We start from the raw sequence: 25925 nt of genomic DNA, 5'->3' as shown, positions 1-25925 counted from the left end.
CCTGCAAGGTCGTAAGGCACGAAGCGTGCCCACGCCACTGTACGACCGCCCGCCCGTCGTCAGTGGAGCGGGCATTCCTCACCCGATCGGATGAATGCCGGGCGAATTGTGCGATCGGGTGCTTACTCTCCGCTACATTCGCGCCGTTCACGAGGCCGTAAGGGCTGCTCACAGGCGCTCCGGGCACATCGAACGCCCGGAAGGCAGGAGACCGCACCGCACCATGACGGAACGACCCGCGCAGCGCACCCCCAACCGCCAGCTCGCCGCACTCATCGCCGAAGCGGGGTTCTCCAACGCGGGTCTCGCGCGTCGCGTCGACCAGCTCGGACTCGAACACGGCCTGGACCTGAGATACGACAAGACGTCCGTCACCCGCTGGCTGCGCGGTCAACAGCCCCGCGGCACCACCCCGGCGCTGATCGCCGAGGTCTTCACCCGGCGCCTGGGCCGCCGCCTGACCGCCCAGGACCTCGGCCTGGACGCCTGCGCGCCCGTGTACGCGGGGCTGGAGTTCGCCGGCAGCCCGGAGGAGGCGGTGGACATCGTGGGCGGGCTGTGGCGCAAGGACTCCGGCAGCCACGCCGAGCTGCGGAAGATCGCCTTCACCCCGGCCGGGCTCGTGGTGCCCAGCCGCGACTGGCTGATCGGCCGCGCCGACGAGAAGGTGGCCCGCACCGAGGTGCCCGTCCGCATCCCCGCGCAGGGCCGCCCGGCGACGCCCCGCACCTCCGTCCCGGCCGACCCGTCCCGGCGCAGGCCCCCGGCCGAGCGCGGCCCCGGCCAGCGGGTCACCGGGGGCGACCTCGCCGCGCTGCGCTCGGTCGGCGAGCTGTTCCGCACCCTGGACGACCGCTACGGCGGCGGACACGCCCGCCAGGCCCTGGTGCGCTACCTGGAGCACGAGGTGGAGCCGATGCTCCGCGGCACCTACGGCGAGCAGGCCGGCCGCCGCCTGTTCGCCGCCGCCGCCGACCTGACCCGGCTCGCGGGCTGGACCTCGTACGACATCGCCGCGCACGGCCTCGCCCAGCGCTACTTCGTCCAGGCGCTGCGGCTGTCGCAGGCGGCGGGGGACCGGGCGTACGGCTCCTACGTGCTGGTCACGATGAGCAGGCAGGCCGTCTACCTCGGGCACGGACGCGAGGCCGTGCAGCTGGCGCGGGTGGCGCAGCAGGGCGTCGGGACCTCCGCGCCCCCGGTCGTGCAGACCCTGCTGCACGCCGCCGAGGCGAGGGCGCACGGCGTGCTCGGCGAGGTGCGGGCCTGCACCGCCGCGCTGGTCCGCGCCGAGCGGGCGCTGGGGGCCGCCCGGCCCGGCGACGAGGTGCCGCACTGGGCGCGCTTCTTCGACGAGGCGCAGCTCGCCGACGAGTTCGGGCACTGCCACCGCGACCTGCAGCAGTTCCGCGCCGCCGCCCAGCACGCGGAACGCTCGCTGCACCTGCGCGCGCCCGCGTACGCCCGCAGCCGGCTGTTCTGCCGGGTGGTCCTCGCCACCGCCCGGCTGGGCCTCGGCGAACTCGACCAGGCCTGCCAGCTGGCCGCCGAGGCGGCCGGCCAGGCGGCCGAGATGCGCTCGGTGCGGGCCACGGAGTACGTCCGCGACTTCGAACGCCGCCTGGAGCCCTACCGGGACGCGGCCCCGGTGCGGGGGTACCGGGACAGGGTGGCGGCGCTCGGGTAGGGCGCGAGCCGGCGGGCCCCGCCGCGCCGGAGGCCGGAGCGGCGGGGCCCGTCGGCGCCGGTGTGCCCGGGATCAGGCGGGGCTGTAGCGCTCGATCGTGTGCATGCGGGAGAACGTCCAGCCGCTGGCGGTCTCCCAGCTGTGCAGCGGGGCGTTGAGGGTGCCGTCGGCCTTGGCGGTCCAGGTGATGGTCTTGACCCGGCCGTCCGAGTAGCCGTAGAGCGTGGCCAGGTCGTCGCGGCCGTCGCCGTCGAAGTCGCCGGTGACGATCTTCATGTTGCCGCGGGAGTAGTTGCCGGCCGCGGTGGTCCACAGCTCGGTGCGGTTGCCGAACTTGCCCGTGGCGTCGGCGGTGAAGCCGATCACGGCGTCGTGGCCGTCGCCGTAGTCGTACCAGGCGGCTATGTCGTCGCGGCCGTCACCGTCGAAGTCGCCGGAGTGCAGACTCGCGGCACCGAAGTTCCAGCCGGTGGAGCTCCAGCCGTGGACGGCGGTGTCGTCGAAGCCGCCGTCGGGCGTGGCGGGGAAGGTGATGAGCCGGACCTCGCCGGTGGCGTAGCCGTAGAGCGCGGCGAGGTCGTCGCGGCCGTCGCCGTTGTAGTCGCCGGTGGTGAACTTCATGCTCGACGCCGTCCAGCCCTCGGTGCGCGCGAAGGAGGAGAAGGGGCTGGCGAAGCCGCCGTCGGCCTTGGCGAGGAAGGTGTGGAGCTTGTCGCTGCCGTCGGCGTAGTCGTACCAGACGGAGACGTCGTCGCGGCCGTCGCCGTCGAAGTCGCCGGAGTTGACCGTCATGCGGTCGAACGTCCATCCCGAGGTGGTCTTCCAGGAGTGCAGGGGCTCGGCGAAGAGGCCGTCGCCCAGGCTGAGCCAGGTGATCAGGCCGACGTCGCCGTTGGAGTAGCCGTAGAAGGCGGCCACGTCGCCGCGGCCGTCGCCGTTGAAGTCGCCGGTGAAGCGCTTCATGTTCTCGGCCCAGTAGTTGCCGGACGGAACGCTCCACGCGTGCGCGGGGGCGTCGAAGCCGCCGTCGGCCTTCGCGGAGAAGGTGTGGATCTCGTCGTGGCCGTCGCCGTAGTCGTACCACTCGGCCAGGTCGCTGCGGCCGTCGCCGTCGTAGTCGTGGCGGACCTCGGTGCCGGCGGCCCACCGGGACGCGCCCTGGGCGTCGCGGACGACGAAGTTGCCGCGGTCCTGGAGGACGGCGCTGCCGCCGGGCGCGGTGGTCTTCGACTCCCACAGGACGGTGCTGCCGTCGGAGTCGAGGACGGCGAGGTTGCCGTTGGTGTCGAACCGGGCGGTGGCACCGGGGTGGCCCGCGGTTCCGGTGGACCACAGGGTCCGGCCGGCGTTGGAGACGACGACGAGGTCGCCGTCGGCGCGCAGGGTGAGGCGCGCGGCGTTGGAGGTGAGGCTGTCCTCGGCGTGCAGGACGGTGCCGGGCGTGAGGGTGTCGCCGCCGGCGACGTTGTCGAGGCGGGGCGAGACCGCGTCGTTGCGGGTCTCGGCCGGGTCGGTGCCCCAGCAGCCGCCCTGCCAGGACTGGCTGGCGAGCGCCACCAGCTCGAACCCGCCGTCCTTCTGCCGCAGGAGCGGTCCGCCGGCGTCGCCCGCGCAGATGGCGTCGTCCTCGGTCTTGCCGTCGAGGGCGACCGTGGTGCCGGAGACGGAGCGGACCGTGAAGGACGCCGTGTGCCGGGCGTCGGGAACCCACTCGTCCTTGGTCCGGCCGAAGCCCACGGCCGTCAGCTCCTCGCCCACGGCGGGCGCGGTGGTGGCGAACGGCACGGTGGGGGCACCGATGGGCGCCTCGAGGCGGGCCAGGACCATGTCACGGTCGGTGCGGGGCACCAGTTCGACGACCTCGACGGGGCGGCTGGCACCGGGGACGTCCGGGTTCGGGTCGGTGGGGAACCACGCCGTCGTCTTCCACCGGGGCTTGCCCGCCTCGACGGGCCCGCCGCCCAGGTCGTCGGCGAAGCAACTGGCGGCGGTGGCCACCCACTGGGAGTCGACGAGCACGCCGGAGCAGGCGCGCTGGTCGTCACCCACCTTCAGGCGGGCGGTGAAGTTGTAGGCGTTGGCCGAGCCGGCCGGTCCGGTGGCGGCCTGGGCGGGGCCGGCGGTGAGGCAGCCGGCGGCCACGGCGGCGGTCATGAGGGCCGCGGACACGGTGGCGCGGGAGCGTGATGAGGACATGGACATGCGGTACTTGTTCCTATCCGTCGCGGTTTCGGACACGATGGCGAGAGGCATCAGCCCGTGACGCGGATTTCGACGAGCACCGACTGGGCACCGCCGACGGTTCCCTCGCCCACACTCCTGAATTCGTCCGCGGTCATGTTGACGGTGTGCTTCTGTCCCTCGGCGGTCAGGTCCGCGCTGATGGGGTTCGCGCTGGTCTCGAGGGCGAAGACGCGAGGCAGCTCGAGGGTGAGGTGGCCGGACTTCGCCGTGGTCCGGAAGCAGTACGTTCCCTTTCGGCCGGACGACGAGTCCGCGACGGTGTAGACCGTGATCTGATCAGCGGTCTGACCGCATTCGGCCAACAGGATGCGACCGTCCCCGCGCTTCAGCTCGATACCCTCTTCCGCCAGGATCCGGTCGGCACCGGGGTAATTGAAGTCCTCCACCGCGGACGGCATTTCCTCATCGGCTGCGAGCGGTGCTGTGCCGCTTTCTGCCGAGGCCATGGATGAAATTCCGGCGACTGCTGCAACGGCTACGAGAACGGGCGCCAGAAATCTTCGACGACGAGGGGTCATTGCGTTTCCTCCAGGGCCGCACGGTTGTTTTTTCGGGCGGGGGGAGGCCTGTTGAAGGCGTACGTGACCGTCTGGTCGAAGAGCACGCCGACATTTATGCCCCCCGGCATTCGAGCCGGACAGTATCAAACAACTATTCGAGGCGCACCCATTCTCTTCCCCTGCCGCGAGGTCCGGTGAGTCATGAAATGAGGGACTGGTTCCATTGGAAGTGAAAATGTTCAACAACTCCGCTATGCACCGAATCTGACCAGCCGTCAGGGAACGGCTCCGATGCTCTTGTGGATTGTGGATCTCTGGTGAAGAGTTGACCCTCTGTGCGGGGATCAGGTGTCTGGTGTGTGACCGATCGGGAAGGTCTGTGTACATGGGGCGGGGCGTTCTGAGGGGCCGTCGGAGACACTCACGACTGCTGCGCGTTCTGGTGGTGACGTTGCTGCCGTTCGCGTTGGTCGGGGGGCTGCTGGGGACCGGCGCCCCTCCCGCGTCCGCGGCCGCGCGCACGGGTGCCGTCGCGGCGCTCGCGGAGGTGACGCCCACGGACCGCGGCCGGATCGTCGACCACTGGAAGGCCGGCGGGCCGGGCGTCAAGGCCGCGGCGGAGGCCGCACTGACGGGTACGGACGCCGACGTACAGGCGTTCCTGGCGGTCGCCGACGAACTGGCGGTTCAGGACGCCCGGGTAAATGCCGCCCAGCTCGCCTCCCTGGGCGGGACCGAGACGCTCGCGGCCGCGAGAACGGCGCTCTCCGGAACCGCGGAGGACATTCAGGCCTTCGTCGCCTGGGGCTGGGAGGCGCCGCTGCAGCAGGACGAGCGGGTGTGGGCCGCGCAGGTGATCGACGCGGGTGGCCCGCAGGTGCAGGAGGCGGGACGTGCCGCGCTGGCCGGTACCGCCGAGGACGTGAGCAGGTTCCTCACCGAGGGTCAGTACACCGGACACCGGCAGGACGAGCGGGTCCAGCTCGTTCAGATCATGAGTGTGGGCGGCCCCAACGTGCGGGCGGCCGGCCGGCTCGCGCTGAACGGCACGGCGGAGGAGATCACCGAGTTCCTCCAGGTCGGCCAGTTCGTGGCGCGGGCCAAGGACCAGGAACACGCGACCGTCGAGCAGCTCGCCGAGCAGGCGAAGGAGGCGGGACGGCAGGCCGCCGCGGAGACGAAGGCGGCCAAGTCGGAGTCCGACAAGGCCATCCAGGCTTCGAAGCTGGCCAAGGAGGCCGCGCTGCGGGCCGCGAGCGAGGCGGAGGCCGCGAAGAAGGACACGGACGCGGCGGGACGGGCCGCCTCCCGTGCCGCCAAGGCGGCGTCCCAGGCCGCCAAGGCGGCGCAGCAGGCCATCGACTCGGCACGGGCGGCCAACAGTTCGGCGCGGATCGCGGCCAACGCCGCCTCCCAGGCGGCGTCGGCGGCCGCCGGAGCGTCGCAGGCGGCCTCGCGCGCCCGCAGTGCCGCGGCCGACGCGGCCACCGACGCGGGCAAGGCGGACGCCGCCCGGAAGGCGGCGAAGACCGCGCGTGCCGCGGCCGAGGGAGCGGACAAGGCGGCGGACGCCGCCGACCAGGCGTCCACGGCGGCCACGGCGGCCGGCGACGCGGTCAAGGCCGCGCTGGGCGCGGGTGCGAACGCGAACGCCGCCGCCGACGCCGCGGTCGAGGCCAGTGGCTACGCCAACGCCTCGAGCGCGGCCGCCCGTGAGGCCCGTGCCGCGGCCGCGGCGGCCAAGAGGCACGCCGCCGAGGCGAACCGTGCCGCATCCGCCGCCGAGGCGCTGGCCCGCAAGGCCGCCACGGCGGCACAGCAGGCGCGGGACTCCGCCCGATCGGCGGCCGGGCACGCGAGGAAGGCGGCCGACGCGGCCGACGAGGCGGCCGAGCACGCGGGCGACGCGGAGACGGCGGCCGCCAGGTCGACCGAACACGCGGGCGCGGCCACGGAGGCCGCGGACGCCGCCAGTGCCGCGGTCACCGAGGCGCAGCAGGTCTTCGTACTCGCCCGCGAGGTCGAGGCCGAGGAGCTCCTGGGCCGCATGAACGCCGGTGTCGAACGGGCCAAGGACGACAAGGCGGAGGCCGAGCGTCTGACAGCCGACGAAGCCGCGCTCGAACAGGGCGACCAGGACCGCGAGACCGAGCGGGACCGCCTGGTCACCGCCGCGGACGGGCCCGGTGCGGACCTGGCGTCGGTGGCGGACGAGGGGCGCGCGCTCGCCGTGCTCACGATGAAGAACGGCACACCCTGGGGGCGTGCCGCGGCGGAGGCGGCCCTCGCCGGGCCCGACGACGTCGTCGTCGACTGGCTCCGCAACGGCTGGCGGACGGCCCAGCAGCAGGACGACCGCTCCTACGTCGAGCGGCTCGCCGAGGAGAGCCCGGCCCAGGACGTCCGCGAGGCCGCCGAAGCCGCTCTCGACGGCGACGCGGCCACCGTGACCGAGTTCGTGAACAACGGCCAGTACCAGATCAGCAGTCAGTACATGCGCACCGGCATCGCCCAGGTACTCGAAACCGCCGGACCCAACGTCGAGGAGGCGGGCCTGGCGGCCCTGCACAGCAACGACCCCAGGAAATTCAGCGAGTTCCTCACCGAGACGCAGTTCGCCGCGCGGACCGAGGACGAGCGGGTGCGGGCGGCCCAGCTGGTCGACTCCGGCGGACCGGAGGTGAAGGCGGCGGCGCGCGTCGCGCTCGCGGGCTCCCCACAGATGCTGCACGCCTTCATCGTCTCGGGCCAGTACACCGCGCGGAACAAGGACCAGCTCACCGCCACCCACGTCGCGATCGTCCAGAAGATGATCAGTGACGCGGCGGGAGTCGCGGCCACCGCGCAGAAGGACGCGGCCGAGGCTCAGCGCGTCGCCGCCCTCGCGCGGGACGCGGCCTCCGAGGCGGCCGGCTGGGCCGACAAGGCCAAGGACGCGGCGCAGCGGGCTCAGGACCACGCCGACCAGGCGGCACAGTACGCACGGGAGGCGGAGGCATCCGCCGCCAAGGCCGCCGCGTCCGCCAAGACCGCACGCGACGCCGCCCAGAGCGCCGACGTCGCCGCGGCCGACGCCGCCCGGTCCGCCACCGACGCCACCCTGTCCGCCGAATGGGCCCAGACCGAAGCGACGAACGCCTCCTACGCGGCCGACCGGGCCCGGCAGTCCGCGCTCGCGGCCGGCAAGTCCGCCGACGCGGCCCTCGCCGACGCCGCGGCGGCCTTCACGGCCGCGGTCACCAAGGCGAAGGAAGAAGCAGAGGCCCGCCGCAAGGCCGCTGTCGCCGCCAAGGAGAAGGCGGTCAACGACGACGGCGCCAGGGCAAGGGAGCAGTACCGCTGCCAGAACGCCTACATCCCCTGCGACCCCGCCAAACACGCCCGCTGGTGCCAGCACAACGAGATCTACTGCGCGATAGAAGCCGCGGGACCCGCCATCGGAGCCGCCGGCAAGAAGCTCTGGGACACCACCAAGGCGCTCACCGGCCTGAGCAACTACACATCCTGCCTGGCCGAGAAGGACCTCGAGAACTGCGCACCCCTCGCCGTCGACGCCCTCATCGGCGCGAAACTCAAGGCCCTGGACGCGGCGTACGACAAACTCAGACTCCTCAGACGCGGCTGCGCGGTCGCCGGAAAGTCCACGCTGCGGGCCCCTGCCGCGCGCGCCGCGGCCGCGGACTCGTCGTGCGGGACGCACAGTGTCGCCGGACTGCCGCGCCCCACGTCGAAGATTCCGAATTCCAGCGACTGCGCGGCCTGCGCCCAACGGATCCGGGACAGCCTCGGCGGGGGCGAGATCGTCACGATCAGACCGAAGGGCGGCTTGCCGCAGCTCGGCGGCTACCGGAAGCAGGATACTTTCTGGGGCACGCATGTGGTCGTCGTGTTCAACGGCCGCGTGTACGACGGCTTCACCGGACGTGAGGGGCAGCTCATCAACGACTACAAGGCGGAGTGGGACTGGCCCGGCGAAATCGATTTCGGGTTCTAGGGGAACAGTGAACGACGCCGAACTCATCGAGAATCTGCGCGCAAGGCCGTCCATGTACGGTCTCGACGGCACGTATTACCCGACCGCGACGTATCTCCTGGGAATGGACCAGGCGCTTTCCGGCGGCCTGCTGCGCGGATTCGACGAGTGGCTGGCCGTTCGGCGGGGCGAGTACTCGGGTCTCGGCTGGGTGACGCGCGTCCTGAAGGACGCGGTGCCCGGCCTCGACATCGAGGGCCCGCGCACGCTGAGCGGCCTGACGGCCGAGCAGAACCGGCGGGCCGTGGCGGAACTCTTCTCGCTCGTCCTCGAATTCCTCCGGGTGCGGAACGACCGGCGGGCGCTCTCGGACATGTACGTGCGACACCGCTCGCTGTCTCCCTGGGAGAGCTGAGGGGGACGAGCGGGTGCGGAGGGCGCCGCGTCCGGCCGGGGCGGCGCCCTCCGCGCGTGTCACGCAGCCCGTTCCGCGCCCACCGTCTCCGCCGAGTGCATCGGCCGGCCCGCGCCCAGGTCCGTGAGGACCGCTGCCGCGGCGCGCAGGCCCGAGTGGAGGGCGCCCTGGGGGGTGCTGGTGTCCCGGTGGTCGCCGCACACGTACAGGCCGGCCAGCAGCCGTACCGGCCTGCGGAGGTCGTGCGGGGGCCGCATGGCCGGGACCGCTTCCGGTGTGTGGTGCACCGCCAGGGTCTCCCAGCGGGTGGTCGGGACGCCGTAGAGGCGGGAGAGGTGCATGCGTACGGCGGTGTCGACGTCGGACGGGCGGGGGCCGAGGACCGTCGACGAGACCAGGGCGCGGCCGGCGGGCGCCCTGGACGGGTCCACGTGACTGACCACCGCCGTGTGGGCGACCGGGCCGCCCCGGTCCGCGTCCAGCAGCAGGGACGCGCCCGTCGCCGGCGGCTCGTCGGTCGTGTGGTGGACCACCGTCACCGGGTGGAAGTCCGGCACCCGCAGCCCCGGCAGCAGCTCGGCGGCCGCACGGGCGTCGGTGGCCACCAGGACGGCCCGGCAGCGGATGACGCCGTGCTCCGCGGTGGTCACGGCGTTGGTCGCGACCGAGGTGACCCGCACACCGGTGCGCACGGTGCCCGGCGGCAGACCGCGCGCCAGGTGCTCGGCCAGAGACTCGGCGCCGCCCGCGGGCAGCGCGAGCCGCCCGCCGGCGAACGCCCGCAGGGCGAGGTCCGCGCACCGGCTGGAGGTGGTGAGGTCCGGATCGCACAGCAGCGCGGCGAGCAGCGGACGCAGGAAGCCGTCGATCGTGCGGGTCGGCAGCCCGCGGGCGGCCAGGGCCTGGGCCGCGGGCAACTCCGGGCGGGCCAGCAGCCGTTCGACCGGCGTGCTGGCGTGCCGCGACAGCGCGGCACCGAGCCGGGCCTGGTCCACGGCGGTGCCGAGCGGGGCACCGGCGCGGGGGCGGTGCGGGGTGGCGGGCCTTGCGGGCGCACCGAGCGCGGTGATCGCGCGCCGGGGCGCGGGTATCGCCCGAGGGGCGCTCGCGAGGGCGCGTACTGCATGAAGTGCGCTCCTCGCGCTCCGTGCGCCCGCCTGGGCGCCCGCGCGATGGTGGCGGCCCTCGCTGTGCAGCAGGACCCCGGGGGCGAACGGCAGCAGCGCGAGGCCGTCGAGCCCGGGGGTGCGGCGCAGTTCGGGATACGCCGTGGACAGCAGCTGCCCGATTCTGTCGAGCCGGAAGCCGTCGACCTTCTCGGTGGCCATCCGGCCGCCCACCGCATGGGCGGCCTCCAGGACCGTGGTCGTCACTCCTGCGCCGGTCAGTCGCCTGGCCGCGGCGAGTCCGGCTGCCCCGGCCCCCACGACGACGACGTCCGCCTGGTACGCGGGCTCAAGCACGTGCCCCTCCTCGAGGTTGCGCGGCCGCTGGAGACGTCATGCCCGCGGCCGGCTTGGGGGATACCCGAGTTCGAGACGAGGTTAGGTCCCGGAACGGTCAGCGGGAGTCGCACGGAGACAGGGCACGGTCGCACGGCGGTCGCATACCGGCGCGGAGCGGTCACGAGTGGTGTTCATGTGGTCAGGCGGGCGGGTGACGCGCCCATGGGGGAGGGGAGGCCGGGGCATGCGGGTGCGGTCCGTGGCGGCGGTGCCGTCACAGGGCTGCGCGGATCGCGCCGTCGATCTCCGGGAACGCGAAGCGGAAGCCCGACTCCAGGAGGCGGGCCGGGAGGACCCGGGCGCTGCCCAGGACGTCGCCCGCCATCTCGCCGAGCACCGCGCGCAGGACCGGCGCCGGCACCGGGAACGGCGTCGGACGGTGCAGTACCCGGCCCATCGCCACCGTGACCTCACGGTTCGTCACCGGCCGCGGGGCCGTCAGGTTGAACGGGCCGGACAGGTCGTCCCGGTCGAGCAGATGCCGGATCGCCGCCACCTCGTCGTGCAGCGCCACGAAGGACCAGTACTGCGACCCGTCTCCCAGCCGTCCGCCGAGCCCCGCCCGGAAGAGCGGGAAGAGCCGGCCCCAGGCCCCGCCCCGCCGCGCGACGACCAGTCCGGTCCGCACGAAGACCGTCCGCACGCCCGCCTTCCGGGCCGGGGCCGCCGCCTCCTCCCACTCCACGCACAGTCCCGGCAGGAATCCCTCGCCCGCGGGCGCGCTCTCGTCCACCGCCCGGTCGCCGGTCTCGCCGTAGAACCCCACCGCGCTGCCGTTCACGAAGACCCGCGGCGGCCGTTCCATCGCGGCGACGGCCTCCGCCAGCGCCGTCGTACCGTGCACCCGGCTGCTGCGGATACGGGTCTTGTACGCGTCCGTCCACCGGTGGTCACCGACCCCGGCCCCGGCCAGATTGACCACGGCGTCGCACCCGGCGAGCCCGGCCGCGTCCACCCGCCCGTTCTCCGGGTCCCACCGGACCTCGTCCGCGCCCCGGGGTTCGTGCCGCACCAGGCGCACCACCTCGTGCCCGTCCGCGGTCAGGGAACGTGCCAGTGCGCCGCCGACGAGACCGGAGGCACCGGCCACCGCGACGCGCGACCGTCCGCCGCCCCGCCGTCCCTCGCCGTGGCGTCCGCCGTCCCGCCGTTCCTCGCCGTGGGGGCCGTGGTGTCCCTCGCCGCGGCGTCCGTCGTCCCCGCGTCCGTCGTCCCCGCGTCGGTCGTGCAAGCGTCCGTCGTCCATGGGCCCATCCTGCCGGGTGGCCGGGGGAAAACCCCGGACCGGCCCCGCCCACCGCGTCGTACAGTGATCGTCATGCCAGCCCCGCACATACGTCACGCCAGGCCCGGGGACGAGGAAGCGCTGCGCCGGATCGACCGGGCGACCTGGTCCCCGCTGCACGCCGTCTCGCCCCCGCCGGGCCCGGACGACCCCTTCTTCCGCCCCCACTCGGGCCCCGCCGAACATCTCGTCGCCGAGCTCGACGGCGCCGTCGTCGGCTACGTCCGCCTCGGCCACCCCACACAGCTGGCCTCCAACGCGCACGTACGCGCGATCCACGGCCTCGCCGTCGCCGACGCCGCCCGCGGGCACGGTGCCGGACGGGCCCTGGTGCGGGGCGCCGTCGAGGAGGCCCGGCGCCTGGGCGCCCGCCGCCTCACCCTGCGCGTCCTCGGGCACAACACGGCCGCCCGGAAGCTCTACGAGTCCGAGGGCTTCGTCGTCGAGGGAGTGCAGCCGGAGGAGTTCCTGCTCGACGGCGCCTACGCCGACGACGTACTGATGGGCCGGTCCCTCACCCCGGCCGACGCGGCGGCCGGGCGGGGCGCGCCGCCGGTCACGAGGTGACCGGCTCGCCCGTGTCCACCGCGCTCGTCGCGTCGGCCGCCTGCCGCGCCTCGTCGGCCACCTCGGCCGCCGTCAGCACGTAGCCCGTCGAGGCGTCGGAGGTGGAGCGGGCGAACACCACGCCGAACACCCGGCCGTCGGTGGTCAGCAGCGGTCCGCCCGAGTTGCCCGGGCGGACCGTGGAGCGGATCGAGTAGATCTCCCGGGTGACGGTCTCGTCGTGGTAGATGTTCTGACCCCTCGCCTGCACCCGGTGCGCCACCGTCGCCGCCCTCAGGTCCAGGTCGCCGTCCTGCGGATACCCCGCGACCACCGCCGCGTCGCGGGGCGCGGCGTCGTCGTCGAACCGCAGCACCGGCGCGTCCAGCCCCGGCACGTACAGCACGGCCACGTCCGTGGCCGGGTCGAACAGCACCACCCGCGCCTCGAACGCCCGGCCCACCCCGCCGACCCGCACGGTCGGGTCGTCGATGCCGGCCACCACGTGGGCGTTGGTCATCACCCGCTGCGGCGCGTACACGAAGCCGCTGCCCTCCCGGCCCTGGGTGCCCGTGACACCCTCCACCTTCACCGTGCTCCGCCGGGCCGCGTCGGTGGCCGCCGCGGTGACGCTGTCTCCGGAGGGCTCGGGCACCTTCGCCGTCGACTCGTTCTCGAACGGGTTGAAGACCTGCGGGAACCCGGCCTCGGTCAGCGCGGACGTCGCCCCCGAGAACCACGCCGGCGTGGTGTCCGGCATCGCCCGCTGCACGGCGCCCAGCAGCGTCGAGTCCCGGATCGCCGAGGTCAGCAGCGAGGACGACGACGCCGCCAGGACGCTCCCCGCCACCCACGCCACGATCAGCGCCGCCGCCGCGTTCGCCACCGCCCCGCCGACCCCGTCGGCCACCCGCAGCGGACCGGCGTCCAGCTCCCGGCGCAGCCGCAGGGCGAGCCGCCCCGCCAGCTCGTGCCCCACCATCGCCGGCAGCAGCACCGTGACCACGGCGGTCACCGTCGCCGCCGTCGAGCCCGCGGCGACCAGGCCGGTCACCCACGGCAGGAGCCACACGCCGAGTACCGCGCCGCCCACGAAGCCGGCGAGCGAGACGCACCCGGCCACCAGTCCGCGCCGGTAACCGGACGCGGCGTAGGCCAGCACCACCAGCGCCAGCAGGATGTCGAGCAGGTCCACGCGAGCCGCCTTTCCACCGGACCCCGGAACCCATCAGTACGTGCCGTACCGTCCGGGTGATCAGTCGGGCACGCCCGGCCGTACAGAAACGGCCACCGTGCGAGCGAGTGCGGTCAACGGTGAAACGCCGTGGACCAGGACGATGGTTCCACCGCGTGGCACAGCACACATCGCGGACAGAGTGGATTCGCCGGACAGTAGGACCATGCCTGTCTTGCGAGGAGCGCGCGGGTCCGGCGAACGGCGCGCCGACCGGACCTCCCGCGCCGTCCGCCCGCCGGTCGCGGTCAGGGCGCTGCTCGGCGCGCTGCCCGGGCTGGCGGCCGTCGCCGCGCTGTTCCTGTGCGCGAACGGCGTCGAACACGCCGCCGACGCGCAGGCGGCCGCTCCGGCCGCCGCCGACCGGTACGCCGCGCCGCGGCCGGACATCGTGTCCCGGTCGGTCTGGCTGGGCGGCGAGGCCCGCGCACAGCCCGCCCCGCGCTACGACGACAAGGTCGTCGCGGTCTTCGTCCACCACACGGACACCCCGAACGGCTACGACTGCGCCGACGTGCCGGCCATCCTCCGCGGCGTCTACCAGGGCCAGACCGGAGCCCGGGACTGGGACGACATCGGCTACAACTTCGTCGTCGACCGCTGCGGCACCGTCTACGAGGGCCGCGCCGGCGGCATCGACCGGCCCGTCACCGGGGCCCACACCCAGGGCTTCAACCACCGCACCACCGGGATCGCCGCCCTCGGTACCTACACCGAGGGCGTGCCCGTGCCGGACGAGCTGACCGACGCGATCGCCGCCGTGGCCGCCTGGAAACTGGGCGAGAGCGGCACCGACCCGCGCGCGGAGGTCGGCCTGGTCTCCAGCAACGGCCTCAGCCGGTTCGCCGCGGGCGCCACCGCCACGCTGCCCGCCGTCGCGGGACACGACGACGGATACGCCACCGACTGTCCGGGCGCCGCCCTCGCCGCCCGCCTCACCGACATCAGGGAGACGGCGGCCCTGCTCCAGGGCCGCGCGGGCTGACCCGCCCCGGCCAGACCCGACCCCGGCCCGGCGTGGCCCGATCCGGCCGGACCCACAGCACGGCCACAGCGGCCGCGCAGCCGTCGCACACCCTGGCCTCCTACGGTCGGACGCACCAACACCGACGGGAGGCGGGGCGACCATGACGAACGGGTACGGCGGGTACGGCGGGTGCCCAGGAATCGGCGGAGACGGCGGAATCGGCGGCGGCGGAGGAGCCTGCGGGGAGGGCGGGCGCGGCCGGCCGGGCGGGCGCCGACGGGCACGGCCGGACCGGCGCCGGGGCCTACGCGGCACCTGGACGGTGGTGTGCGTCGCCGCCGCAGTCGTCCTGGGGCCTGCCGCGGTCACCGCCTCGGCACTCGGCGAGGCCAACGCGGCGCCCCCGCACCACGCGGTCACGGCCGACCGGCCCGAGGCGTACCTTCCGTCCGACACCGGCCGGCGCCGCACCGCCTGAGCACTGCCCGAGTACCGCCCGAGCACCGTCGGGCGGGGTCGTCTCACTCGGGCCCGAACCGCTCCCACAGGCGGGGCAGGCGCTCGGCCAGGGCCCGGTCGCTCTCCAGGTCGACCGGCGTGCCCAGCGGCTCCGCCGGGGCGGGCGCGATACCGAGGTCCGGGGCGACGCTCCCGGTGAGCTGCTCGTACGCCTCGTCGGCGGCGTAACCCAGGTCCTCGCCGTCGCCGTCCAGCTCCTCGTCGAAGTCGTCCAGCAGCTCGGCAAGCGAGTCGGGCTCGTGCACCGCGCCCTCGTACACCTCGCGGCCCTGGCCGATCAGCCAGCAGCGGAAGAAGTCGAAGGCGTCGTCGCTCGCCCCGCCGAGCAGGATCCACGCGGCGCCCCACAGGTCCCAGGTGCAGGCGCGGTTGTACCGGGCCTCGAAGTGACGGGCGAAGTCCAGCACCAGGTCCGGGTCCATGCCGAGCAGCCGCTCGACGAGCAGGTCGGCCTGGTCCTCGGCATCGCCGCCGGCGCCCTCCCGGGCGGCGTCGATCAGCTCCCAGAACTCCGTCTCGTCCATCACGGATCCAGCATCGGCCCTGGGCGCGGGCGGCGCACGCGGAGTGCCGCGGATTCCGCCGGCGTCGTACCGCACGGGTCCTACGGGGTGCCGTACAGTCCCGCCAGCCGCCGCGCGTCCCGCGCGAACCGCTCCCGCAGCGTCCTCGGAGCCAGGACCTCCACCTCCGGCCCCAGGCCTCTGAGCTGGGCGTGCGCCACCTCCTCCGACTCCACGGGCAGCGTCACCCGCACCCACCCGTCCGCGTCCGGCGCCGCGACCTCCAGCGCCTCCCGGGCGGCCGGCCCGTCGACGGAGTGCGGCAGCGCGCGCACGCCCCGCTCCGAAAGCCGCACCACCACCTCGGCCCGCAGGAGCGACCGGGCGAACTGCTCGGCCCGCTCCGCCCAGAACGCGGGCAGGTCGAAGCCCTCGTCCCGTGCGAAGCGCTCCTCACCGGCCTCCACCGCCGTGAACCGGTCGATCCGGTACACCCGGTACGACGACTCGCCGGAGCCGGAGCCGGAGCCGGAGCCGGAGCCCGTGCCCGAGCCGGAGCCCGTGCCCGAGCCGGAGCCCGTGCCGGACTCGGCGCCCCCGGGCCCTTCGTCCGCCGACCCCGCCGACCTCTCCGCCCGAGCCGCCCGAGCCGCCCCTGTCAGTCCCGCCACCCGCGCGCACAGGTACCAGACGCCCGCCTTCAGCACGAGCCCGTACGGCTCCAGCTCCCGGACCACCTCGTCCCGCCCGCGCCGGTAGCGCGCGGCGATCCGACGGTCGTCCCAGACCGCGTCCGCCACCGCAGGCAGCAGCTCGGGCGTCCGGGGCTCCCGGAACCAGTTCGGAGCGTCCAGGTGGAAGCGCTGCGCCGCCGTGCGGGAGGCGTCCCGCAGGGACGGGAGCAGGGCCGCCGACACCTTCAGACGGGCCGCCGAGGCCGCGTCCTCCAGGCCCATCTCGCGCAGCGCCCCGGGAACCCCGGACAGGAACAGCGCCTCCGCCTCGCCCCGCGCAAGGCCGGTCAGCCGGGTGCGGTAGCCGCCGATCAGGCGGTAGCCCCCGGCCCGCCCCCGCTCCGCGTACACCGGCACGCCCGCCTCCGACAGCGCCTGCGCGTCCCGCGTCACGGTCCGCTCCGACACCTCCAGCTCCCGGGCCAGCTCGGCGGCGGTCATGGTCGGACGGGACTGGAGGAGCAGCACCATCTTGATGAGGCGGGCAGCACGCATCCCCACATGATGCAGGAGAACGCGAGGAGGCCCCCGCGGCGGCGGGGGCCTCCTGTCACGACCAGCCTCGTGCCTACAGGCCGTAGCGCTCGCGCGCCTCCTTCACGGCCGTCGCCTTGACCTCGCCGCTCCGGGCGAGCTGGGCGAGGGCCGCGACCACGATGGACTCGGCGTCGACGCCGAAGTGGCGGCGGGCGGCGTCGCGGGTGTCCGACAGGCCGAAGCCGTCGGCGCCCAGCGAGGACCAGTCCTGTTCGACCCACTGCGCGATCTGGTCCGGAACCTGGCGCATGTAGTCGGAGACCGCGAGGACCGGGCCCTGGGCACCCTGCAGCGCCTGGCGGACGTACGGCACCCGCTCCTCGCCGCGCAGCAGCGCCGCGTCGGCGTCCATGGCGTCCCGGCGCAGCTCCGTCCAGGAGGTCGCGGACCACACGTCGGCGGCGACGCCCCACTCCTCGGCGAGCAGCTGCTGCGCCTTGAGCGTCCAGTGGATCGCCGTACCCGAGCCGAGCAGCTGGATGCGCGGGGCGTTCGCGGCGGGGGTCAGGCCCGCCGTCTCGGCCGTGTTGAAGCGGTACAGGCCCTTGACGATGCCCTCGTCGACACCGGCCGCGGACGGCTTGGCCGGCTGCGGCGCCGGCTCGTTGTACACCGTCAGGTAGTAGAAGACGTTCGGGTCCTCACCCGGGGCCGCCTCGCCGTACATGCGGCGCAGGCCGTCCTTCACGATCGCCGCGATCTCGTACGCGAACGCCGGGTCGTACGACAGCGCGGCCGGGTTGGTCGCCGCGATGGCGGGCGAGTGGCCGTCCGCGTGCTGCAGACCCTCACCGGTCAGCGTGGTGCGGCCGGCGGTGGCGCCGACCAGGAAGCCGCGGCCGAGCTGGTCGCCGAGCTGCCACATCTGGTCGGCCGTGCGCTGCCAGCCGAACATCGAGTAGAAGATGTAGAACGGGATCATCGCCTCGCCGTGCGTCGCGTACGACGTCGAAGCGGCGATGAAGTCGGCCATCGAACCGGCCTCGGTGATCCCCTCGTTGAGGATCTGGCCGTTGGTGGCCTCCTTGTAGTACATCAGCTGGTCGCGGTCGACCGGCTCGTACGTCTGGCCCTTGGGGGAGTAGATGCCCAGGGACGGGAAGAGGCTCTCCATGCCGAAGGTGCGCGCCTCGTCGGGGACGATGGGCACCCAGCGCTTGCCGGTCTCCTTGTCGCGGACCAGGTCCTTGACCAGGCGGACGAAGGCCATGGTGGTGGCCACGCTCTGCGAGCCGGAACCCTTGTCGAAGGAGGCGAACGCCTTGTCGGCGGGCGCGGGCAGCGGCGCGAGCGGGTGCACGCGCCGGGCCGGGGCCGGGCCGCCGAGCGCGGCGCGGCGCTCCTGGAGGTAGCGCACCTCGGGGGAGTCGGCGCCCGGGTGGGCGTAGGGGACCACGCCGTCGACGAAGGCGCTGTCCTTGATCGGCAGTTCGAGCAGGTCGCGCATGTCCTTGAACTCGTCCACCGAGAGCTTCTTCATCTGGTGGTTGGCGTTCTTGGACGCGAAGCCCGTGCCGAGGGTGTGGCCCTTGACCGTCTGGGCCAGGATCACGGTCGGCGCGCCCTTGTGGGCGAGCGCGGCCTTGTACGCGGCGTACACCTTGCGGGCCTCGTGGCCGCCGCGCGAGAAGTGGAAACAGTCGAGGATCTTGTCGTCGGACAGCAGCTTCGCCATCTCGGCGAGCTGCGGGTCCTTGTTGAAGAAGTCCTCGCGGATGTAGGCGGCGTCACGCGTCTGGTACGTCTGGACCTGTGCGTCCGGTACCTCGCGCAGGCGGCGTACGAGCGCGCCGGTGGTGTCCAGCTGGAACAGCTCGTCCCAGGCGGTGCCCCACAGCGACTTGATCACGTTCCAGCCGGAGCCCCGGAACTGGGCCTCCAGCTCCTGCACGATCTTGAAGTTGGCACGGACCGGACCGTCGAGGCGCTGCAGGTTGCAGTTGATGACGAAGGTCAGGTTGTCCAGGCCCTCGCGGGCGGCGAGGGTGAGCGCGGTGGTGGACTCCGGCTCGTCCATCTCGCCGTCGCCGAGGAACGCCCACACGTGGGAGTCCGTCAGGTCCTTGATGCCGCGGCTGGTCAGGTAGCGGTTGAAGCGCGCCTGGTAGATCGCGGAGATCGGCCCGAGACCCATGGAGACGGTGGGGAACTCCCACAGCCAGGGGAGCCTGCGCGGGTGCGGGTAGGACGGCAGTCCGTTGCCGCCGGCCTCGCGGCGGAAGTTGTCCAGCTGCTCCTCGGACAGGCGGCCGTCGAGGAAGGCACGGGCGTAGATGCCGGGGGAGGCGTGGCCCTGGACGTAGAGCTGGTCGCCGGAGCCGTCGCCCTCCTTGCCCTTGAAGAAGTGGTTGAAGCCCGTCTCGTACAGCCAGGCGGCGGAGGCGAAGGTGGCGATGTGGCCGCCGACGCCGTACTTGCTGCCGCGGGTCACCATCGCCGCCGCGTTCCAGCGGTTCCAGGCGGCGATGCGCTGCTCCAGCGCCTCGTCACCGTCCACCGCGGGCTCGTCGGCGGTCGGGATGGAGTTGACGTAGTCCGTCTCCAGCAGCTTCGGCAGCGCCAGTCCGGCGCCCTCGGCGCGCTCCAGCGTGCGGCGCATCAGGTACGCGGCACGGTGCGGCCCGGCCGCCTGGGTGACGGCGTCCAGGGAGGCCTGCCATTCGGCGGTCTCCTCGGGGTCGCGGTCCGGGAGCTGGTCGAGCTCGCTCGGCTGGATGGCTTTGGGGTCGGTCATGTCGCCGCCTTCCTCAGTCGAAGGGGGTTCCCTCATCGGCAGGGGTTCGGGGGTGCCCTAGGTCTTTGGCAGGACAGGGCTGGCCTCTGGTGGGAGTCCAAACGTGACTGTAACTCCGTGATCGATGATCGATCAAAGGGTTGAGGGGCAAAACCTCTTGATTACGAGAAAGTCGGCACGGGGTGCCTCCGGCGGTGGCACGGGGTGACCTTGAATCGGGGAGTTTGTGCAGGTGAGCGCGGTGCGGCTCGGGTGGTTGAGCTTGAGTGGCGAGTGCGGGTACGTCGTGGTCGCTCGCGCACACGCGGCGGAGCCGCACAGTGATACGGCACCGCGCCCCTGAAGACTGGGCTGCGCCCGTCTTCAGGGGCTACGGCCGCGGCGCGCAGCCCAGGACGTGGGACTTGACGATCTCCGGGATACGGGGGTCCCGGCGGCGGAAGGCCGCCACCAGCTCCTCGTGCTCCTCCGCGTACGACTGCTGCACCGTGCCCAGCCACCGTATCGACAGCGCCGTGAACACCTCGATCCCCAGCCCCTCCCACGTGTGCAGCAGCACCGAGTTGCCGGCCGCCCGCACCAGCTCCCGGTGGAAGCCCACCGTGTGCCGCACCTGGCCCGTCCCGTCGGAGACCCGGTCGGCCTCGTACAGCGCGGCGACGTGCGGCTCCAGGGCCGAGCAGTCCACGGCGAGCCGCTCCGCCGCCAGTTCCGCCGCGATCGCCTCCAGGCCGGCCCGGACCGGGTAGCTCTCCTCCAGGTCGGCGGCGGTCAGGTTGCGCACCCGCACGCCCTTGTTCGGCGCCGACTCGATCAGCCGCAGCGACTCCAGCTCCCGCAGGGCCTCCCGCACCGGCGTCTGGCTGACCTCCAGCTCGGTGGCGATCCGGCGCTCCACGATCCGCTCGCCCGGCTGCCAGCGTCCACTGATGATCCCTTCCAGGATGTGCTCGCGGATCTGTTCGCGCAGCGAGTGGACGACGGGCGCGGTCATGGAGGCTCCTTCGGGGAGAGGGCCCCTGCGGCCCCCCGGGGCGATTGACGCTTAGACAATACGGCCGTCACGGCGTGCCGTAAGGGCGCACGGGGGCGCTACGGCGCAGGTGAGACGAGACTTACACAGCGTGCCCCGGGGCGGACACGGTGATGCCCCACCCGGAGGACGCGGTGACGCCCCACCCGGAGAAGGCGGTGCCGGCCCCGCGGAGAAGGCGGCGGGCGCCCGCGGAGAACGACGGTGCCCCCGCCCGGAAAGCTCCGGGCGGGGGCACCGTCGGGGTCCACCGGCGAGGTGGTCGGCCCACCATGGCGAGGCGGTTACAGGCCGAGCTCGACCTCGAACTCGCCCGCCTCCAGGATCGCCTTGACCGCCGTCAGGTAGCGGGCGGCGTCGGCGCCGTCCACCAGGCGGTGGTCGTAGGACAGGGTCAGGTACGTCATGTCGCGGACGCCGATGACCGTGCCCTCCTCCGTCTCGATGACGGCCGGGCGCTTGACCGTGGCGCCGATGCCGAGGATGGCGACCTGGCCCGGCGGCACGATGATCGTGTCGAACAGCGCGCCGCGCGAACCGGTGTTGCTGATGGTGAAGGTCGCACCGGCCAGCTCGTCCGGGCTGATCCTGCTGGCCCGCACCTTGCCCGCCAGGTCGGCGGTCGCCTTGGCGATGCCGGCCAGGTTCAGGTCACCGGCGTTCTTGATGACCGGGGTCATCAGGCCCTTCTCGGAGTCCACCGCGATACCGATGTTCTCGGTGTCGAAGTAGGTGATGGTCCCCTCGGCCTCGTTGATCTTGGCGTTGACCGGCGCGTGCGCCTTCAGCGCCTGGGCCGCGGCCTTGACGAAGAACGGCATCGGCGAGAGCTTGACGCCCTCGCGCGCCGCGAACGCGTCCTTGGCCCGGGCGCGCAGCTTCATCAGACGGGTGACGTCGACCTCGACGACCGACGACAGCTGGGCCTGCTCGTGCAGCGCCTTGACCATGTTGTCGCCGATGACCTTGCGGATGCGCGGCATCTTGACGGTCTGGCCGCGCAGCGGGGAGGTCTCCAGGACGGGGGCCTTCTTCGCGGCGGGCGCAGCGGGGGCGGCCGCGGCCGGAGCCGGGGCGGCCTTCGCTGCCTCGGCGGCTGCGACGACGTCCTGCTTGCGGATGCGGCCGCCGACGCCGGTGCCCTTGACGGTGGACAGGTCGACGCCGTTCTCGGCGGCCAGCTTGCGCACCAGCGGGGTGACGTAGGCACCGTCGTCCACCGGCTGGGCGGCGGCCGGGGCCTCCTGGGCCGGTGCGGCGGCCGGAGCCGCGCCCGCCGCGCCGATGACGGCGAGCTTGGCGCCGACCTCGGCGGACTCGTCCTCGCCGACCACGATCTCCAGCAGGGTGCCGGAGGTGGGGGCCGGGATCTCGGTGTCGACCTTGTCGGTCGAGACCTCCAGCAGCGGCTCGTCGGCCTCGACGCTGTCGCCGACCGACTTCAGCCAGCGGGTGACGGTGCCCTCGGTGACGGACTCGCCGAGCGCGGGCAGGACCACGTCGGTGCCCTCGGCGGAGCCGCCGCCCTGACCGGCGGCTGCGTCGGCGGTGGGAGCGGGCGCCGGGGCGGCCTGCTCGGTCGAGGGGGCCGCCGGGGCGGGCTCGGGGGCCGGCTCGGCGACCTGCTCGGCCTGCGGTGCGGCCTCGGCGGCCGGGGCGCCGCTGCCGTCGTCGATCAGCGCCAGCTCGGCACCGACCTCGACGGTCTCGTCCTCGGCGACCTTGATGGAGGACAGCACGCCGGAGGCGGGGGCCGGGATCTCGGTGTCGACCTTGTCGGTCGAGACCTCGAGCAACGGCTCGTCGGCCTCGACACGCTCACCCTCGGCCTTCAGCCAGCGGGTGACGGTGCCCTCGGTGACGCTCTCGCCGAGCGCCGGCAGGGTTACGGAAACCGCCATGGTTTCGGTTGCTCCTTACGAATTGCGGAAGTCTGTGTCGTCGCGCCCGTGACCGAGGGAGGTCAGTCGTGGGAGTGCAGCGGCTTGCCGGCCAGCGCGAGGTGGGCCTCGCCCATCGCCTCGTTCTGCGTCGGGTGCGCGTGGACGAGCTGGGCCACCTCGGCGGGCAGCGCCTCCCAGTTGTAGATCAGCTGAGCCTCGCCGACCTGCTCGCCCATCCGGTCGCCGACCATGTGGACGCCGACCACGGCACCGTCCTTGACCTGGACGAGCTTGATCTCGCCCGCGGTCTTGAGGATCTTGCTCTTGCCGTTGCCCGCGAGGTTGTACTTCAGGGCGACGACCTTGTCCGCGCCGTAGATCTCCTTGGCCCTGGCCTCGGTGATGCCGACGGAGGCGACCTCCGGGTGGCAGTACGTCACCCGCGGCACGCCGTCGTAGTCGACCGGGACGGTCTTCAGGCCGGCGAGCCGCTCCGCCACCAGGATGCCCTCGGCGAAGCCGACGTGCGCGAGCTGCAGGGTGGGGGCGAGGTCACCGACGGCGGAGATCGTCGGGACGTTGGTCCGCATGTACTCGTCGACCAGGACGAAGCCGCGGTCCATGGCGACCCCGGCCTCCTCGTAACCCAGGCCCTCGGAGACCGGGCCGCGGCCGATGGCGACGAGCAGGACCTCGGCCTCGAACTCCTTGCCGTCGGCGAGGGTGACCTTGACGCCGTCCTGGGTGTACTCGGCCTTCTGGAAGAAGGTGCCCAGGTTGAACTTGATGCCCCGCTTGCGGAAGGCACGTTCCAGCAGCTTGGAGCTGTTCTCGTCCTCGACCGGCACGAGGTGCTTGAGGCCCTCGATGATCGTGACGTCGGTGCCGAAGGACTTCCACGCGGACGCGAACTCGACGCCGATCACGCCGCCGCCGAGGACGATCGCGGACTTCGGCACGCGGTCGAGCTTGAGGGCGTGGTCGGAGGAGATGATCCGGTCGCCGTCGATCTCCAGGCCCGGCAGCGTCTTCGGCACGGAGCCGGTCGCCAGCAGGACGTGGCGGCCCTGGACACGCTGACCGTTCACGTCGACGGAGGTCGGCGAGGACAGCCGGCCCTCACCCTCGATGTACGTCACCTTGCGCGAGGCGATCAGACCCTGCAGGCCCTTGTACAGGCCCGAGATCACGTCGTCCTTGTACTTGTGCACCGCGGCCACGTCGATGCCCTCGAACGTGGCCTTCACACCGAACTGCTCGCTCTCGCGGGCCTGGTCGGCGATCTCGCCCGCGTGGAGCAGGGCTTTGGTGGGAATGCATCCCTTGTGCAGGCAGGTACCGCCGACCTTGTCCTTCTCGATCAGGGCGACGTCCAGGCCCAGCTGAGCCCCGCGCAGGGCCGCGGCATAACCGCCACTGCCACCGCCGAGGATCACTAGGTCGAAAACGGTGCTGGCGTCGTTCGCCACGTCACGTCCTCCATGCATGTGCGCCACGCCGGTCTCCAGTGACCGGTCGGCGGCTGGTGTCCGGCCGCTCATTGTTCTCGGCCCTTGGGTGGGCCCTGTCCTGCCGGGCTCCATCTTCGCACTTGTAAGAGCCGAACGAGACGCGGGGCCGTGGTGTGAGACGCCCCACGTTCCCGTGAGGGGAAGGGCCGGCGCAGTCGTCACCGACGGTGCGGCAGGGCGGTAAGGGGTGCGGGGCTGTGTCTGGTCTGCGGCTCCGCCGCGTGGGCGCGACCAGCCACGACGGACCCGCGGTCGCAAGATCACCCGCACCCCCCCCAGCTGTCAGGCGCCCTGGCCCGGCCCTAGCCCAGCTCTCCCGCAGCCGCCAGCTCGGCAACCCGCACCAGCGTCCGCACCGCCGTCCCCGTACCGCCCTTCGGCGTGTACCCGAACGGCCCGCCCTCGTTGAAGGCCGGACCCGCGATGTCCAGGTGCGCCCAGGTGATGCCCTCGCCGACGAACTCGCGCAGGAACAGGCCGGCCACCAGACCGCCGCCCATCCGCTCACCCATGTTCGCGATGTCCGCGGTCGGCGAGTCCATGCCCTTGCGCAGGTGCTCCGGCAGCGGCATCGGCCAGGCCGGCTCGCCGACCTCCTCGGCAGCCTCGTGCACCGCGGAGCGGAACGCGTCGTCGTTCGCCATGACGGCGTACGTCCGGCTGCCCAGCGCCAGCATGATCGCGCCGGTCAGCGTCGCCACGTCGATGATCGCGTCGGGCTTCTCCTGCGAGGCCGCCCACAGCGCGTCGGCGAGCACCAGCCGGCCCTCGGCGTCGGTGTTGAGCACCTCCACCGTCTTGCCGCTGTACATCCGCAGCACGTCACCCGGGCGCGTCGCGGAGCCCGACGGCATGTTCTCGGCCAGCGCCAGCCAGCCGGTCACGTTGGCCTCCAGGCCGAGCCGCGCGGCGGCGACCACCGCGGCGAACACGGCGGCGGCGCCGGCCATGTCGCACTTCATCGTCTCGTTGTGCCCGGCCGGCTTGAGCGAGATGCCGCCCGAGTCGTAGGTGATGCCCTTGCCGACGAAGGCGAGGGACTTCTTCGCCTTGGGCGAGGTGTACGACAGCTTCACCAGCCGCGGACCCGACGCGGAACCGGCGCCGACGCCGAGGATGCCGCCGTAGCCGCCCTTGGTGAGCGCCTTCTCGTCGAGCACCTGCACCTTGATGCCGTGCTCCTTGGCGGCGGCCTGCGCGATGGCCGCGAACGCCTCCGGGTTCAGGTCGTTCGGCGGGGTGTTGACCAGGTCGCGGGCGCGGTTCAGTTCCTCCGCGACGGCCGCGGCACGCTCGATCGCCGCCTTGTACGCCTTGTCGCGGGGCTTGCCGCCGAGCAGTGCCGCCTCGGCGAGCGGGGCCTTGCCGTTGCCCTTGGCCGCCTTGGCGTCCTTGGAGTCCTTGGCCTTCTCCTTGTAGGCGTCGAAGGAGTACGCGCCGAGCAGCACGCCCTCGCCGACGGCCCCGGCGTCGGCGGCCTCGGCCAGCGGGAGGGCGAACGCGGCCTTCTTGGCGCCGGCCAGGGCGCGCGCGGCGACACCGGCCGCCCGGCGCAGCGCCTCGGCGTCGTAACCGGCGTCCTTGTCCGGCTCGGCGCCCAGGCCCACCGCCACCACGACGGGTGCCTTGAAGCCGGACGGGGCGGGCAGCTTCGTCACCTCGCCCTCGGCGCCGGACGCGCCGAGGGTCTCCAGGACGCCGGCGAGCCGGCCGTCGTAGGCCTTGTCCACGGCCTCGGCGCCGGGCGCGACGGACGGGCCCTTGGCGCCCTTGGCGACACCGATCACGATCGCGTCGGCCCGCAGGCCGGGCGCCGCGGCGGTGGAGAGAGTGAGAGCAGTCACGGTGGTGAATTCTCGCTTCCGTATGAAATTCCGGATGAAGTTCGGTGTGGCCGAATGCGGGTGGGTCGACCGGGCCCGACAACCGACCCTGGGTCCCTCCTGCGATGCGGTCCTCGCCCGGACGGGCGAACACCCCGCACGAGCCTACGCTCGCGCTCCGTCCCGCTTGCTCCCGGCTTGCCCTGCGGGGCCCCGGGTTGCCGGTTGGGGCCCCGGGTGGGAGATCATTCCCGGGGCGCGTCGCGCCCTGATGCCCACCCTCCTTTTCCCG

The 25925-nt window shown here is 73.2% G+C and carries 18 protein-coding genes; 6 read left to right on the top strand and 12 right to left on the bottom strand.

Annotated elements, in window-relative coordinates; translation table 11 throughout:
* Positions 1–223: 223 nt before the first annotated feature.
* Complete coding sequence (locus HZS56_RS25860) at positions 224–1687, top strand: NsdA family TPR-like regulatory protein (protein WP_216723170.1); 1464 nt, start codon at positions 224–226, stop codon at positions 1685–1687.
* A gap of 72 nt (positions 1688–1759) precedes the next feature.
* Here HZS56_RS25860 and HZS56_RS25855 read toward each other — a convergent pair whose 3' ends face one another.
* Together HZS56_RS25855 and HZS56_RS25850 are read right to left on the bottom strand one after the other, a co-directional pair.
* The gene (locus HZS56_RS25855; protein ID WP_216723169.1) at positions 1760–3883 is read right to left on the bottom strand and encodes an FG-GAP-like repeat-containing protein; all 2124 of its coding nucleotides are present in this window, start codon (positions 3881–3883) and stop codon (positions 1760–1762) included.
* A 56-nt stretch (positions 3884–3939) separates the two neighbouring features.
* The gene (locus HZS56_RS25850) at positions 3940–4377 is read right to left on the bottom strand and encodes a hypothetical protein (RefSeq protein WP_253914865.1); all 438 of its coding nucleotides are present in this window, start codon (positions 4375–4377) and stop codon (positions 3940–3942) included.
* A gap of 499 nt (positions 4378–4876) precedes the next feature.
* Here HZS56_RS25850 and HZS56_RS25845 point away from each other — a divergent pair, with 499 nt between their 5' ends.
* Together HZS56_RS25845 and HZS56_RS25840 are read left to right on the top strand one after the other, a co-directional pair.
* Entirely contained in the window at positions 4877–8425 is a 3549-nt protein-coding gene (locus HZS56_RS25845; RefSeq protein WP_216723168.1) for an ALF repeat-containing protein, read from the top strand.
* Positions 8426–8432: 7 nt separating this feature from the next.
* On the top strand, positions 8433–8819 hold the full coding sequence (locus HZS56_RS25840) for a hypothetical protein (protein ID WP_216723167.1): 387 nt from the start codon (positions 8433–8435) through the stop codon (positions 8817–8819).
* 59 nt (positions 8820–8878) lie between these two features.
* Here HZS56_RS25840 and HZS56_RS25835 read toward each other — a convergent pair whose 3' ends face one another.
* Complete coding sequence (locus HZS56_RS25835; RefSeq protein ID WP_216723166.1) at positions 8879–10282, bottom strand: NAD(P)/FAD-dependent oxidoreductase; 1404 nt, start codon at positions 10280–10282, stop codon at positions 8879–8881.
* 256 nt (positions 10283–10538) lie between these two features.
* On the bottom strand, positions 10539–11570 hold the full coding sequence (locus tag HZS56_RS25830; protein ID WP_253914864.1) for a TIGR01777 family oxidoreductase: 1032 nt from the start codon (positions 11568–11570) through the stop codon (positions 10539–10541).
* A gap of 72 nt (positions 11571–11642) precedes the next feature.
* Between HZS56_RS25830 and HZS56_RS25825 the strand changes: the two genes are divergently transcribed.
* Positions 11643–12176, top strand: coding sequence for a GNAT family N-acetyltransferase (locus tag HZS56_RS25825; RefSeq protein ID WP_216723165.1), 534 nt, complete (start codon positions 11643–11645; stop codon positions 12174–12176).
* Here the strand turns inward: HZS56_RS25825 and HZS56_RS25820 are convergent.
* On the bottom strand, positions 12166–13350 hold the full coding sequence (locus HZS56_RS25820; protein ID WP_216723163.1) for a MarP family serine protease: 1185 nt from the start codon (positions 13348–13350) through the stop codon (positions 12166–12168). The genes HZS56_RS25825 and HZS56_RS25820 overlap by 11 nt on opposite strands.
* A 142-nt stretch (positions 13351–13492) precedes the next feature.
* On the opposite strand from HZS56_RS25820, the gene HZS56_RS25815 reads away from it, so the two are divergent.
* Entirely contained in the window at positions 13493–14374 is an 882-nt protein-coding gene (locus HZS56_RS25815; protein WP_216723162.1) for a peptidoglycan recognition protein family protein, read from the top strand.
* Positions 14375–14516: 142 nt separating this feature from the next.
* Positions 14517–14834 (top strand): hypothetical protein, encoded by a 318-nt coding sequence (locus HZS56_RS25810; RefSeq protein WP_216723189.1) that lies wholly within the window; start codon positions 14517–14519, stop codon positions 14832–14834.
* Between the two features lie 43 nt (positions 14835–14877).
* On the opposite strand, the gene HZS56_RS25805 is transcribed toward HZS56_RS25810, so the two are convergent.
* The 7 genes from HZS56_RS25805 to HZS56_RS25775 form a co-directional block, all read right to left on the bottom strand.
* Positions 14878–15399, bottom strand: coding sequence for a DUF4240 domain-containing protein (locus HZS56_RS25805; protein ID WP_216723185.1), 522 nt, complete (start codon positions 15397–15399; stop codon positions 14878–14880).
* Between the two features lie 80 nt (positions 15400–15479).
* The gene (locus HZS56_RS25800; RefSeq protein WP_216723161.1) at positions 15480–16607 is read right to left on the bottom strand and encodes a helix-turn-helix transcriptional regulator; all 1128 of its coding nucleotides are present in this window, start codon (positions 16605–16607) and stop codon (positions 15480–15482) included.
* 73 nt (positions 16608–16680) lie between these two features.
* The gene (aceE, locus tag HZS56_RS25795; protein ID WP_216723160.1) at positions 16681–19383 is read right to left on the bottom strand and encodes a pyruvate dehydrogenase (acetyl-transferring), homodimeric type; all 2703 of its coding nucleotides are present in this window, start codon (positions 19381–19383) and stop codon (positions 16681–16683) included.
* A gap of 370 nt (positions 19384–19753) precedes the next feature.
* Entirely contained in the window at positions 19754–20377 is a 624-nt protein-coding gene (locus tag HZS56_RS25790; RefSeq protein WP_216723159.1) for a GntR family transcriptional regulator, read from the bottom strand.
* Between the two features lie 323 nt (positions 20378–20700).
* Positions 20701–22317 carry a 2-oxoglutarate dehydrogenase, E2 component, dihydrolipoamide succinyltransferase gene (gene sucB / locus HZS56_RS25785; protein ID WP_216723158.1) on the bottom strand — a complete coding sequence of 539 codons (1617 nt, stop codon included), beginning with the start codon at positions 22315–22317 and terminating at the stop codon, positions 20701–20703.
* Between the two features lie 62 nt (positions 22318–22379).
* Positions 22380–23768, bottom strand: coding sequence for a dihydrolipoyl dehydrogenase (gene lpdA / locus HZS56_RS25780; protein ID WP_216723157.1), 1389 nt, complete (start codon positions 23766–23768; stop codon positions 22380–22382).
* A 344-nt stretch (positions 23769–24112) separates the two neighbouring features.
* A complete protein-coding gene (locus HZS56_RS25775; RefSeq protein ID WP_216723156.1) occupies positions 24113–25654 on the bottom strand; it encodes a leucyl aminopeptidase in 1542 nt (513 codons plus the stop codon).
* Between the last annotated feature and the right edge of the window lie 271 nt (positions 25655–25925).

Origin of the sequence: Streptomyces mayonensis (assembly GCF_018982965.1) — a bacterium.
In the GTDB taxonomy this organism is placed as follows: Bacteria; Actinomycetota; Actinomycetes; order Streptomycetales; family Streptomycetaceae; genus Streptomyces; species Streptomyces mayonensis.
The sequence above is the reverse complement of the archived record's forward strand: the minus strand, read 5'-3'. Positions and strand labels throughout refer to the sequence as shown.

Coding starts and splice junctions, on each gene's coding strand:
- HZS56_RS25860 (WP_216723170.1), top strand. CDS start 224: ATGACGGAACGACCCGCGCAGCGCACCCCCAACCGCCAGCTCGCCGCA.
- HZS56_RS25810 (WP_216723189.1), top strand. CDS start 14,517: ATGACGAACGGGTACGGCGGGTACGGCGGGTGCCCAGGAATCGGCGGA.
- HZS56_RS25815 (WP_216723162.1), top strand. CDS start 13,493: ATGGTTCCACCGCGTGGCACAGCACACATCGCGGACAGAGTGGATTCG.
- aceE (WP_216723160.1), bottom strand. CDS start 19,383: ATGACCGACCCCAAAGCCATCCAGCCGAGCGAGCTCGACCAGCTCCCG.
- HZS56_RS25830 (WP_253914864.1), bottom strand. CDS start 11,570: ATGGACGACGGACGCTTGCACGACCGACGCGGGGACGACGGACGCGGG.
- HZS56_RS25855 (WP_216723169.1), bottom strand. CDS start 3,883: ATGTCCTCATCACGCTCCCGCGCCACCGTGTCCGCGGCCCTCATGACC.
- HZS56_RS25800 (WP_216723161.1), bottom strand. CDS start 16,607: ATGCGTGCTGCCCGCCTCATCAAGATGGTGCTGCTCCTCCAGTCCCGT.
- HZS56_RS25825 (WP_216723165.1), top strand. CDS start 11,643: ATGCCAGCCCCGCACATACGTCACGCCAGGCCCGGGGACGAGGAAGCG.
- HZS56_RS25805 (WP_216723185.1), bottom strand. CDS start 15,399: ATGGACGAGACGGAGTTCTGGGAGCTGATCGACGCCGCCCGGGAGGGC.
- HZS56_RS25790 (WP_216723159.1), bottom strand. CDS start 20,377: ATGACCGCGCCCGTCGTCCACTCGCTGCGCGAACAGATCCGCGAGCAC.
- HZS56_RS25850 (WP_253914865.1), bottom strand. CDS start 4,377: ATGGCCTCGGCAGAAAGCGGCACAGCACCGCTCGCAGCCGATGAGGAA.
- sucB (WP_216723158.1), bottom strand. CDS start 22,317: ATGGCGGTTTCCGTAACCCTGCCGGCGCTCGGCGAGAGCGTCACCGAG.